This window comes from Ferruginibacter sp. (assembly GCF_028288465.1).
Lineage (GTDB): Bacteria > Bacteroidota > Bacteroidia > Chitinophagales > Chitinophagaceae > Ferruginibacter.
This window is the reverse complement of record NZ_JAQBNR010000005.1, coordinates 99,916-112,823: the sequence shown is the minus strand read 5'-3', so window position 1 is coordinate 112,823 and position 12,908 is coordinate 99,916. Positions and strand designations below refer to the sequence as shown.

Genomic DNA, 12,908 nt, shown 5'->3' with positions numbered 1-12,908 from the left:
GGCAGTAATGCTGCGATAATAACCGCCTCCATATCAAACAAACAATAATCATTGTAAGGTAATATAAAATTCAGCTTTGATCACCTTTCGTTTATATTACCATTTCATTTGTACAATCTGCCGATTTTTTGAAAAGGGTTTTGTTGGCTACATTTATAAAAGTTACCTGTTGACACGGACACCGGAAAAATGATTAACTTACCATAATAATTGTATTGTATGAAAAGTTGTATCTGCCTTCTTATTTCTTCGTTATTTCTTTTACCGTTGCTGGCCCAACATACTAACAGCATTATTGGTAAACCCGATCCGTCAAAAAAAACAATGCTTGTTGAAACCGCCTGCGGCGAATGCCAGCTTGGACTACACGGTAAAAGTTGTGACCTCGCAATACGCATTAATGGAAAGGCTTATTTTGTTGATGGCGCCCACATAGATTCTTTTGGCGATGCACATGCAAAGGATGGCTTTTGCGAAGCAGTACGCACTGCAGAGGTGCAGGGACAAATTACAGGCAATAGGTTTAAGGCTACCTATTTTAAACTGATGCCTTCTGGTAGTAAAAAATGAAGGCTAACCTAATGCCGGATAAGAAATATGCTTCGTTTAAGTGCTATATACTGCACCCAGGCTGATCACTATCAGCCGTAGTTTAGGCAAACGTTATTCTGTTGAGCTTTTGTTCGTTCCATTCATCTTTTGTATTTTTATCGGCCTGCGGTCAAGGGCGGACTATTTTAAATTCCACCACATCGCCAAAGCCTTCATCGTTTCAATCATTTTTTAATAAATTATTTATGCAATCACGTCGCGACTTTTTACAAAAGCTTACCGGCTCAGTTATCGCTTTACAAATATCTCCCGCCATTATTGCTGCCAGTTGCAGTAATGCTACCTCTTATTACGATGGTCCTGTTTTGCGTGTTGCTATTATGGGGCTTGGCAGCTACGGCACACGGGTAGCAGAAGCTATGAAAGATTGCAAGAAAGCAAAGCTGGTGGGCGTTATCAGCGGCACACCCTCTAAGATAAAAGACTGGCAGGCGAAGTATAACATACCAGAAAAAAACTGTTATAATTATGAAACATTCGACCAGGTAAAAAGCAATCCGGACATTGATGCGGTGTATGTTATCACCCCCAATGCCCTGCACCACGACCAGGTGATACGTGTTGCAAAGGCAGGCAAACATGTGATTTGTGAAAAGCCAATGTCAATCAATGCGAAGGACGGACAGGAAATGGTAGATGCCTGTAAAAAAGCCAATGTAAAATTACTGGTAGGTTATCGCATGCATTTTGAACCAAAAACACTGGAGATTATCCGCATGCGCAAAGCCGGCGAGTTGGGTAAAGTATTGTTTTTTCAGGGGCTGTGTGGCTTTACCATCGGCGACCCAAAACAATGGCGTTTAAATAAACAGCTGGCTGGCGGTGGTGCGATGATGGATATTGGTATTTATGCGATCAATGGTGCACGTTATATGGTAGGCGAAGAACCCATTTGGGTAACCGCCCAGGAAACAAAAACAAATCCTGAAAAATTCAAAGAAGGTGTAGATGAAACGATCCAGTTTCAATTTGGTTTTCCAGGCGGCGCAGTTGCCTCTTGTTTATCTACCTACAGCATGAATAATTTAGATCGTTTTTTCCTGGATGCTGAAAAAGGATATGCAGAATTGTATCCTTCAACCGGCTACGGCCCCATACAGGGGCGCACCAGCAAAGGCGAATTAACCCAGCCACATGTTACGCATCAAACAGTACAAATGGATGAAATGGCGGGTATTATTTTGGAAGGAAAACAACCTCCCGTGCCTGTGGATGGCGAGGAAGGCGTAAAAGATTTAAAAATTATTGATGCTATTTTTCTTGCTGCCAAAACAGGACAGAAAGTTGACATTAAACTGTAATACACAAATAAGCTAAAGCCCCGGCTGCATTGGCCTATAGGGCATTTCAAAAGGGTTGATGCCACGGGTTTTCAGCTTACGGCGGTAAATTTTATCTCGGCTGCTGACGTACAAAACGTCAAAGCCCGGGCCACCAAAACATACATTACTGGCCTGTCCGCCGGGTATGGGGATAATGGCATTTACCCGGCCGAGCTGATCCATTACCTGTATCCCCAAACGGGAGGTAACATACACTCTTCCGGCTGTATCTGATTTTAATCCGTCGCTCCATGCATTCCCAGCATCATCCGGTACATGCAGCCAGCCATAGCGTTGCTTATTCGTTAGTGTTCCATCTGCATTGATACTATAAATCCATACCCATTTCGAAGCTGATTCTGTAACATACAATTGCGTTTGATCCGGTGTGAGCGCAACCCCGTTCGGATATTTGATCCCTTCATCCACAATCACTTTTTCGCCATTGGGACGAATCAAAATAAGTTTACCAGGTTTTTCCGATCCGTCAGGAGCTGTGACATATATGTTGCCATTCTTCGCCACTACCAGGTCGTTGCCATCAATATCATTGGCAACAACGGTTGCTTTACCATTGGCATCATAGCGAATGATTTGTTTGGTTGCAGCGGCAGTAGTGTATCGTTTACCATCCGCATCAAAGCAGTTGACGCTGGCTTTCTTCGCATCCAGCGGCAGCATTGTTACTTTTCCGTCTAAGCCAATTTTATACGTTTTTGATCCGGGAATATCCTGAAAAAAAACTTCTCCTTTTGCGTTAGCAGCAGTGCCCTCCGTAAATCCATATCCCTCACCAACGAGTTCCCAATCCTGTCCCGGTATCAGCAATTCGCTGAGGTATTTATTTTTAGATGCCCCTGTGGTAATTGGTTTCGGCCAGTCTTTCCATAACCAACGCATGGCTGCCGGAAAAATGGATGTGCCGTGATTGCCATTGTGCCCGTCTTCTCCCCAAACATGCGTTACTTCATACCCGCTAAAAGTGAGCGCCCGTTCCATTGTTTGGTTGGCCATCCACCAGTCACCGGCATAAATATTTAAATCGTTGCTGCCATCCTGTAAAAAAAACCGGAGTGGTTTAGGCTCGTATTTTCTAATTAAAGTTGGATAGTCATCAGTACCGCGAAGACCAATATAAGTACCGATGGCGCTGAATACCCGCGAAAATTCAGCAGGTTTTTCCCATGCCGCTGTAAAGGCACAAACCGCCCCGCTGCTCAATCCGCCGATCGCACGGTCATTACCATTTTTGGATAAATGTATCGCACGCCCATCAGTTGTTTTCTGCTTTTCAACGGCAGGTAAAATTTCTTCTAAAATAAAACGGGCGTAGGCATCGCCCAAACCATCATACTCAAAACTTCTGTTGAAGCGGTCGTTGGCAACTGTGCCATTGGCTGCCCGAACCCTGCCGTGCATTACAAAAACACCAATGGTAACAGGCATTTCGTTACGATAAATCAGGTTGTCAAAAACGGTGGGCGCCTTCCATTGAATACCATCCTGGCCCACATACACACAGGCAGGTTTGTCTGCACGGTATTGTGCCGGTACATATACCCAATACTCCCGCCAGGTACCGGGAAAAATTGCTGAGTTTTCAAAAGTAAATTTCAATACCTCGCCTTTAGGTACACCAGGTTGTTCTATGGAAGCCGAATCAACAGGATATGAAATGGCGGCAGGTTGTGCGAAAATTTGACTAGCTGAAATAAGCAGCAGCAAAGCAATCAGTAGTTTGTTCATACACGAGGCAGTTTTAGATATTCGTTGATGCAATATCAGCATAAATAGTATTGCCTTGATAATATATTTTTCCTATTCATCTTGTTTAAGTGTTCGTGAACGACAATGATATCACCACTCAAAAATTATTCACATTGCCGGCAATACATCCCGGGCACTCTAAATCAATTAAAAAAGCTTGCTGAAAATAAATAACAATCCTTAATTTACGGTGCAGGACTTACGAATGGTATTTATCTAAAATCAGCTTAATGAAATCAACAATAAGAGTGCAGCTTTCGGTAATGATGTTCCTTGAATATTTTGTATGGGGCGCATGGTATGTAACGATGGCAACATACATGGGCGAACATCTCCACGCAACAGGCGTCCAGATAGGTGCGGCCTACAGTGCCCTGGCAATCGCCACCATGATATCACCTTTTTTTGTGGGCATGATAGCTGATAAATACTTCGCCGCACAGCGCATTATGGGTATGCTGCATATTGTTGGTGGTGCCCTTTTGTTACTGGCAACAACAATCGAAAACAGTGCGACTTTTTATTGGGTTATTTTATTTTACTCATTGTTATACATGCCCACCATTGCGTTAAGCAACAGTATTGCCTTTCATCAAATGACAGACCCTGGTAAACAATTTCCATGGGTACGTGTATTTGGCACATTGGGCTGGATAGTGGCCGGAGTGCTTATTGGTACACTTGGAATAGAAAAAACTTCGTCTACATTTTATATGGCCGCAGCGGTTTCGGTAGTATTGGGTTTAATGAGCTTTATTTTACCTGATACGCCGCCGCAAAAAAATGCTGATGTTACCGCATCAAAGGCACTTGGCACCGATGCCTTTGTATTGTTTAAGGAAAAACCCTATCTCATATTTTTTATCGCCGCCATCCTGGTGTGTATACCGTTGTCGTTTTATTATGGATTTGCCAATAAGTTTTTAAATGAATTAAATTTTGATAATGCTGCCGGCAAAATGACGCTGGGACAGGTTTCGGAAGCCGTATTTATTTTAGCCATTCCATTTTTATTCAACAGTATCGGGGTAAAAAATATGTTGCTGATGGGTATGGCCGCCTGGATATTGCGCTACGTTTGTTTTGCCTATGGTGATACCGGCGCCAATGCATGGATGTTGTATGCCGGCATTATTTTACATGGCGTGTGTTACGATTTCTTTTTTGTAACTGGTTATATGTACACAGAAAAAAAAGCTGGCGAAAAAATAAAAAACTCTGCGCAGGGCCTCTTCACTTTTGCAACCTATGGTGTGGGCATGTTCATCGGCACCTGGTTCTCTGGCCGTATAGTTGACCTGTACCAGGTGGGAGAAAACCACAACTGGTTAAAAATATGGTTTGTACCAGCCTATATTGCGGCAGCTGTAGTAGTATATTTTATTTTATTTTTCAGGGAGAAAAAGCAAATAGCCGCAGCCGGGTAAACAACAAACTATTTTTTTGTCCGGGCAGTTGAATAACTATTAAACATCGTTGCGTCGCACACTTGTACTGCAAAATATATTTCAACAACAAAAACACAGTAAACAACAACCATGAAAAAGATTGCTATGCTTGGCTCCGGTTTTATCGGGAGATTTTATGCAGATTCATTACACGGACAAAGAAGTAAAGACAAAATTATTACCGTGTATTCCCGCAGGGAGGAAGCGGCCAAAAAATTTAAAGAAGATTACGGCTGCGAGCGTTTTACAACAGATATGGAAGAAGCCATCGCCGGTGCAGATGTAGATGTAGTCTGTATTTCGCTGCCTAATAATTTACATGAAGCAGCTGTTATGCTTTGCTGCAAACATAAAAAAGCGGTCATTACTACCAAACCTTTGGGCCGCAACGCAGCCGAAGCAAAACGCATGCTTTTGGCTGTGGAAGAGGCAGGTATTTTTAACGGCTACCTGGAAGATCTTGTTTATACACCTAAGTTTTTAAAGGCTTATGAAAGTGTAAAGAATGGTGCATTGGGCCGAATTTTATGGGCCAAATCAAGGGAGACACATCCTGGTCCGCACAGTGATTGGTTTTGGGATATTGAACAGGCCGGCGGCGGTTGTATTTTAGATTTAGGTTGCCATTGTATTGAAATTACCCGGACATTTATTGGTAAAGATATTAAGCCCATTGAAGTGATGTGCTGGGCCGATACACAGGTAAAACCCATTGATGCAGAAGACCATTCGATTGGCCTCGTGAAGTATGAAAATGGCGCCATAGCCCAGTTTGAAGTAAGCTGGACTTTTCGTGGCGGCCTTGATTTAAGGGATGAAGTAATGGGCACCGAAGGCACCATCTGGATCAATAATTTTTTACGCACCGGCCTGGAAATGTTTACTACCGGAAAAGCAACGGACTATGTTGCCGAAAAATCTGAAAGCAATGCCGGCTGGCTGTTCCCGGTAGGTGATGAAATAAATGACCTGGGTTACAACCACATGTTTGCCGAGATGTTTAATTGCATGGAAAACGGCACTGAACCAAGAGAAACTTTCTATGATGGCTATGTGGTAAATGCGGTAATTGATGCCGCCTATAAATCTGCCAAAACAAAATTATGGGAACCGGTACAACTGGATATCTGGCGTGGGCAAAGCGGTCTTAGCAAAGAAAGCCATTTGGTAGAATACGATGCGGATCATTATTTAATAAAAGAAGAAACAACGCACTACGGTGCCAAAAAAGTGATTTTAAAAAATAAGGCGACCGGTAAAATTGAGGAGAAGGTAATTGAATAGAATAAATTAAACAATTAATAAAAAGAAAAGATGCATTTAAACCAATGCATCTTTTCTTTTTATACAACTTTTGATGCTGCAAGACTATTTCCATGTTATAACCTATGCAAGCCCAGCCCAGCCTCATCACTACAATACATCACACCATCTTTTAAAATAAAACCGCCCTTAACCAAATCACTGCTCAGGTCAAAGCTTCCATCCAAATCAAGGTATTTGGTGTTGCTGCAACTGAAGGCCGCATGCAACGCTGCGGTTATGCTTACAATGCTTTCATCATTGCATCCCCAAAACAAATCAATACCGGCTGCGGCTGCGATGGTAGCGATTTCCCTGGCGCCTCTTATACCGCCGCATTTCATCAGTTTGATATTGAAAATAACAAACGGTGCTGGCGGGTGCGACAGTTGCAAAGCTGATGTTGCATCCAGCAGGGATTCATCCGCAGCCAGCTTTTTCCTATCAGCTGAATCGAGTCCGGCCAAATCACTTTCCTTGCCCGCCTTCATTGGCTGTTCAATCAGCTCTATGGAAAGGTCTTTTGTTTTATGTATAAACTGTTGCAGTTGCTTCAAATCATAGCCCTGGTTGGCATCTACTCTTATCAGCATGTTGTTGCCAAATTGCTCCGTAAGTTTTGTTACCCTTTCAATATCTTCCTCCACATCCAGCCCGGTTTTTATTTTGATTACTTTAAAGCCAGCAGCATAGTTTGCTTTGGCTTCTTCCAGCATAGCGGCAGTATCTTTTATACCAATGGTGATGGATGTTGGCAATGCATTCATCTTGCGTCCATATAAATCAACCACAGGAATACCGATCAGCTGGCAGAAGGCATCATGCAATGCAATGTCAATAGCTGCAATGGTACCGGGCAAATGCGGGAACTTCACCAGTGCTTCGTCAATCAGCTGATTGAAATGGCGTATATCCCTGCCTGTTAGTTGCTGTACAAAATCGCTTTGCAGGTTGGCCAGTGCCATGGCAGGCGTCTCTCCTACTACTTCTGCAAAAGGGTTGGATGCACCAAGACCAACAATGCCATTTTCCAAAACAATTTCCAGAAAAATAATTTCAGTATCCGCTATTGTTTTGTAGGCAATGGTATAAGGCTTTGTGAGCGACAAGTGTTGCAGCCACGCTTTTACTGATTTAATTTTCATGATTAGTTTTTTATAAGGGTTTTGATGATGGGAATTATTTTTCCAACGCCTTGCTGTAAAGGCAGCAGCACAGGCAATTGTAATTCTGCTTCATACTTTTTTTGAAATTCCAATGCTTCTTCGGTTGTGCAATGCTCTGTATTAATAGCCACGGCAATTACAGCAGAACCGTACAATTTGATAAGTTCAATTTCAGAAGCGAGTGAATGTATTGTACCCCATTCTGGTATCCCATCATAATATTTTCTCTTGGGTGCATGTACCAGTATCACATTTTTTGCATTGCCCGAAACCAACAGCTCAGAGCCGCAAGGCCCACTAGGGTTGCGTAAGGCGGATTGCCCTTCTACCAACAACACTTCTGGATGTGTATTTTCAGCGCAGGAAAGAATGGCATGTTCCAGTTCACCCGAAATAAAATCATTTAAAGTGCTGTCGAAAATAAATCCATATTGACCGCCCTGCAGCCAGCCCGTTTGCCCGGTATAAATCATTTGTGCATTGATGCCTGCTTCTAAACATGCATGCTTCACCATTCGGCAAGTGGTGCGTTTTCCCAGCGCACAATCGGTTCCTATCACAGCAATCACCGGAGCCTTCAAATTAAATATGTCGCCTTTCCAAAAGTGCAGGTCTTTTCTTTCTTTGGGCTTTCTTACATCGGTAAGTGTAACGCCAAATTCATTTGCCATTTTTACCAATTCCGGCATGCCGGTTAAAAAATCGTGCAGGCCATTGACCATTGAGATTTTATTTTGTATGCAGGATTGTATGATGGGCATAAAATGCGCCGGCAGTTTTCCGCCTACTGTTGCAATGCCAATAATACAAAATTGTATATCCTGTATTGATTGTATTGCTGCTTCCACACTGGCCAGCACCGGAATGTTGCGGTGAATGCCATCCAGCACTTCGCCTGCATCCCGTCCTTCAAACTGGCTATCGATTACACCCACGATTTCGTACCGTTCTGTGCCACGGATAAGGCCATGAGCTGTTTTAGCATCTGCGGTTTGTAACAGGCCATCTGTTAATACAATGGCTTTAGGTTTTGTTTCAGTCATCATTTATTAAATCTGTTTTTTATTAAACAATAATTCTTTTTGCAAACCCTTCGGTAAACCTATGGGATTTTCTTCGCTCAGTCGGCTTTCAAAAAATCCCATAGGTTGATCATCTCACCTGCCCACAAACTCACCCGGGTATTTATTTAAAAATGTTTTATCAATGTATACCAGCACACCATTTACCCATACTTTTTTTATGCCATCACTCAATGCTTTTGAATTTTGAATTGTCGAATTATCCTTTACAGTATCGGGATCGATTAACACCAGGTCTGCATAGTAACCGGGCGCAATTATACCGCGGTTAGTGATGCCTGTATGTTCTGCAGCAAGCCCGGTCATTTTATTAATGGCGGCTTCCCAACTCATGATTTTTTGTTGCTTTACATATTGGTTTAACAACTTTGTAAAACTGCCATATCCCCGCGGATGGCCGCCGTTGGCGCCGTCTGAGCACAAATTGGTATGCGGCCATGCAAGCAAAGTCCGGATGTCTTCGTCAGCCATCGACTTCCCCATGATATCTTCTCCCGATTCGCCGGGATGCTGCCGCTGGTAAGCTTCTGCAGTGCCCACCAGGTACAGCAGCGTTTGAGCTGCCGTCTCCTTCCTGATCCTGGCAATGGCGCCAAACGTTTTTCCATTGTAGGATGTATCAGCTGCAAAATGTACCAGCACCGATCCATCTGCATCAAACAAATGATCCGTTGCATAGGTAGCACTTGCCAGGCTCGTAAAATCTTTTTTGGGAAACAGCACCCGCATAGTGCTATGCCAGGCATCGTAAGGATAGCAGTCAGCAGTAATGTCTATGCCTTCCGCCCTTGCATGTTGCAAAGTTGCCAATAATTTATTGGCGGTACCCCAGTCATCTTTTAATGCGATTTTCATGTGTGAAATCTGCACTGGTAATTTCGCCTCTTTGCCAATCTGGATGATCTCATCAATGGCATCAGTCATATTAATATCTTCGCTCCGGATATGACTGATGTATCTTCCTTTTTCTGCCGCTGCAGTTTTAGCGAGTTCAATCACTTCAAAGCGGTTGCTGTAAAATCCTTCTTCATATTCCAGGCCTGTAGATAAACCAAGTGAGCCTTTTTGTAATTCTGCTTTTAAGATTTGTTTTATTTTTTCCAACTCTTCCGGCTTCGCTGGTCTTGATAAATTGGCGGCGCCCATCACCTGTTGCCGGATGGTTGCGTGCCCTGTATAAGTAGCCAGGTTAATGGCAATGGGCGTAGCTTTTATTTCAGCTTTCAGGCTGTCTACCGGATCACTTTCGCCGTCTTGTCCGCCAACGATGGTAGTAATACCCTGGTTCAAAGCTGCAATCCCTTCAGGGTAGTTTTTCAATGAACTTTCTACATGGCTGTGACTGTCTATAAAACCCGGCGATAAAATCTTTCCTTCGCCATCGATGATTTCTTCGCCTTCAAAAGGCTGCAAATTTCCAACGGCAATAATTTTTTTCCCTTGTATCCTCACCGATTCATTCTTTGCAGGTGCACCCGTACCATCCATTACGGCTACATTTTTTATCAGCATTGTTGGTGCGATATCCAGTGGCTTTCCCTGTATAAAATTTCTTGCTGTGCGAATGCCCCAGCCATTGCTGCCACTGCTTAGCTGAATGATGGTGCGCTTACTTTTTGTATCCCTGTAAATTAAATTGGCAAAGCCAACCCAGCCGCCGGTATGTGAATAAGCACCTTCTTTATCTTTTTCGATGAACCATCCAAAGCCATATGGATAGGTAGTACCATCTTTCAATTTGACTGGCAAAAGTGCTTCTGTAAAAGTTTCTTTCTTTACCAATTTACCGGTACCTAAGCTTTGTTCCCATTTATACAAATCTTCCACAGATGAATAGATGTTGCCATCTCCTACCACGCCGTCAAACGGAGTCAGGTCATTTAATTTTTTCTTCTCCCCTGTTTCCTCAAACCCATACACATGATTGGCTGGTACTGCAGGCATCAATACATGATACACGTAGGTGTCTTTCAGGCCCAGTGGAGCAGTGATATTCTTTTTTACAAACACGTCAATGGTTTGTTTACTGATGCGCTCAATAATACTTACCAGCAAAACATAGTTAGTGTTACAGTAATTCCATTTGCTGCCGGTAGCAAAGTCGAGTACCGGCTTATAAGTACCATAAAGACTAATCAGTTTTTCATTGGTAAGTGTATCCAGCGGCGTTTTATACATTTTAAACAGATCAAAATATTCCGGGATACCCGAAGTATGTGTCATCAGGTTGCGGATCGTAATGCCATCATATGGTAATTCAGGAATGTATTTTTTGCAATCGTCATCAAACTGCAGTTGCCCCCTTTCTTTCAATATCATAATACCCATGCCAATAAACTGCTTGGTAACAGAGGCCAGGTTAAACGAAGATGTAGTTTTAAGCGGCTCATTCGTGCGGCAGTCGGTTACGCCAAAAGCCTTGCTGTATAACACTTTCCCTTTTTCTGCATATAACACCGTACCATTGAAACGATGCGTTTTATTTAACCCTGTAAATGCGCTGTCCAGTTTTTTTACGTCCAGTTGCTGTGCCTGTGTTGTGGAAGCGATCGCAATAAAAAATAAAAAAATTACCTGCTTTGCCATGTTGAAAGGTTTGCGTTAAAGTTAGGGGAATATTGCATCAATTTACTTTTGATCCCTCCCGGTTTCAGTAAAATTGTTTGTTTCAACAGCCGTTGTATTTTGATATCTTTATGCAACATTCATTCAACATTTTTTTCAAATGAAACTATTACTGCCTGCACTTTTACTCCTGATTTCATGCAACACCAAAAGCCAGTGGATAAAGGATTCTGTTTTAATAGAAGGTCATTACAGAACCTTTACTTTTCATCAGCCTGAAACGGACATAAAAGGTGGCAGCCTGCTGTTTCTGATGCACGGATCTGGCGGCAACAGCAGTGACATCATCTCCAAAACAGGCCAACTCGAAGCCATTGCAGGTAAAGACAAATTACTGGTAGTTTATCCTGAAGGTTACCAGCATTTCTGGAATGAATGCCGTAAGTATTCTACCGCCGCCGCCAATAAGGAGAACATTAATGAAGAAGCTTTTTTCAAAGCAATGATCGGATACTTCGTGAAAAAATATGGCATCAGTAAGGAAAATGTTTTTGCTGCCGGGTTTTCCGGAGGCGGTCAAATGTCATACAAATTAGCCATGACCATGCCGGATCAAATAAAAGCCATCACGGCCATCGTTGCCAATATGCCCGACTCAGCAAGCTGCGATTGTACCCTAGCAAACAAGGCTTTGCCGGTAATGATCATCAACGGCACCGATGATAAAACAAATCCTTACAACGGTGGTGAGATGTTTGTAAACAATGCTAGTTTTGGAGTGGTACGCAGTTCGGGAAATTCATTCGCATACTGGGCTTCGCTGGCGGGTTATAAAGGTGAACCAACTAAAACACTATTGCCCGACACAGATACCGCAGATCATAAAACGATTGAGCGTTATTCTTACAATGCTCCGAATAAACCACCTGTCGCCTTGCTGAAAGTTGTCGGCGGCCATCACGATTATCCCGGCGATATAGATGTATATCTGTATGCCTGGGAGTTTTTTAAGAGCGTACTATAAAATAGGAACAATGATGCGAAGCAGAGGTAAGTTGTTGTGATGGTTTTTTTTGTTTCACTTCCTGGTAATTTTTTTTTATTTTAACAGACTAAAACTTACCAGATGCTTTTTATACAAGTATTGTTACTGCTGATTTCATTACTGCTAATTTTCTTCTTTATTATAAAACCTTTATTTATGTCACACAATGCGATCAGTCGTTACCATTTTAGTGTACAATGGGGCGGTACAAGAATTGGCTTTACAGAAGTAAGCGGACTGGATATTGAGATTGAAGCTGTTTCATTCAGAGATGGCGCTGATCCTGACAATAGTTTCCGCAAAATCCCCGGCTTGAGAAAGTTTACAGATATCACGCTGAAACGGGCTATTGTAAAAGGCGACAATGAATTGTTTGAATGGCTGAATACAGAAAAGATTGGCACAGTTGAGAGAAGGGATGTAACCATTTCTTTATTGGATGAAAGCCACGCCCAGATAGTTGTCTGGCGATTAAAAAACGCCTTTCCTGTTAAATACCAGGGACCTGTGCTGAATGCAGCCGATAGTGGCGTTGCCATGGAAACACTGGTGCTAACCCATGAGGGAATAACGGTAGAAAAAACCTGATTAACTTTAAA

At 42.7% G+C, this 12,908-nt stretch carries 10 protein-coding genes; 6 read left to right on the top strand and 4 right to left on the bottom strand.

Features of this window, described 5'->3' with window-relative positions; all coding sequences use genetic code 11:
• Positions 1–219: 219 nt before the first annotated feature.
• Both JWR61_RS02820 and JWR61_RS02815 read left to right on the top strand, forming a co-directional pair.
• Positions 220–570 carry a DUF6370 family protein gene (locus JWR61_RS02820; protein ID WP_301926340.1) on the top strand — a complete coding sequence of 117 codons (351 nt, stop codon included), beginning with the start codon at positions 220–222 and terminating at the stop codon, positions 568–570.
• 227 nt (positions 571–797) lie between these two features.
• The gene (locus JWR61_RS02815; protein WP_301926339.1) at positions 798–1,913 is read left to right on the top strand and encodes a Gfo/Idh/MocA family protein; all 1,116 of its coding nucleotides are present in this window, start codon (positions 798–800) and stop codon (positions 1,911–1,913) included.
• A 12-nt stretch (positions 1,914–1,925) separates the two neighbouring features.
• Here the strand turns inward: JWR61_RS02815 and JWR61_RS02810 are convergent, their stop codons facing one another.
• A complete protein-coding gene (locus JWR61_RS02810) occupies positions 1,926–3,680 on the bottom strand; it encodes an SMP-30/gluconolactonase/LRE family protein (RefSeq protein ID WP_301926338.1) in 1,755 nt (584 codons plus the stop codon).
• A gap of 251 nt (positions 3,681–3,931) precedes the next feature.
• Here JWR61_RS02810 and JWR61_RS02805 point away from each other — a divergent pair, with 251 nt between their 5' ends.
• Positions 3,932–5,128 (top strand): nucleoside permease, encoded by a 1,197-nt coding sequence (locus JWR61_RS02805; RefSeq protein ID WP_301926337.1) that lies wholly within the window; start codon positions 3,932–3,934, stop codon positions 5,126–5,128.
• 111 nt (positions 5,129–5,239) lie between these two features.
• Positions 5,240–6,433 (top strand): Gfo/Idh/MocA family protein, encoded by a 1,194-nt coding sequence (locus JWR61_RS02800; protein WP_301926336.1) that lies wholly within the window; start codon positions 5,240–5,242, stop codon positions 6,431–6,433.
• Between the two features lie 95 nt (positions 6,434–6,528).
• On the opposite strand, the gene JWR61_RS02795 is transcribed toward JWR61_RS02800, so the two are convergent.
• The 3 genes from JWR61_RS02795 to JWR61_RS02785 all read right to left on the bottom strand — a co-directional run bounded on the left by JWR61_RS02795 (position 6,529) and on the right by JWR61_RS02785 (position 11,285).
• The gene (locus JWR61_RS02795) at positions 6,529–7,596 is read right to left on the bottom strand and encodes a mandelate racemase/muconate lactonizing enzyme family protein (protein ID WP_301926335.1); all 1,068 of its coding nucleotides are present in this window, start codon (positions 7,594–7,596) and stop codon (positions 6,529–6,531) included.
• Between the two features lie 2 nt (positions 7,597–7,598).
• Complete coding sequence (locus JWR61_RS02790; protein WP_301926334.1) at positions 7,599–8,663, bottom strand: DUF1611 domain-containing protein; 1,065 nt, start codon at positions 8,661–8,663, stop codon at positions 7,599–7,601.
• A 111-nt stretch (positions 8,664–8,774) separates the two neighbouring features.
• The gene (locus tag JWR61_RS02785) at positions 8,775–11,285 is read right to left on the bottom strand and encodes a serine hydrolase (RefSeq protein ID WP_301926333.1); all 2,511 of its coding nucleotides are present in this window, start codon (positions 11,283–11,285) and stop codon (positions 8,775–8,777) included.
• 139 nt (positions 11,286–11,424) lie between these two features.
• Here JWR61_RS02785 and JWR61_RS02780 point away from each other — a divergent pair, with 139 nt between their 5' ends.
• Together JWR61_RS02780 and JWR61_RS02775 are read left to right on the top strand one after the other, a co-directional pair.
• A complete protein-coding gene (locus tag JWR61_RS02780) occupies positions 11,425–12,288 on the top strand; it encodes a PHB depolymerase family esterase (RefSeq protein WP_301926332.1) in 864 nt (287 codons plus the stop codon).
• Positions 12,289–12,465: 177 nt separating this feature from the next.
• The gene (locus tag JWR61_RS02775; protein ID WP_301926331.1) at positions 12,466–12,897 is read left to right on the top strand and encodes a phage tail protein; all 432 of its coding nucleotides are present in this window, start codon (positions 12,466–12,468) and stop codon (positions 12,895–12,897) included.
• The last annotated feature ends 11 nt before the right edge of the window (positions 12,898–12,908 follow it).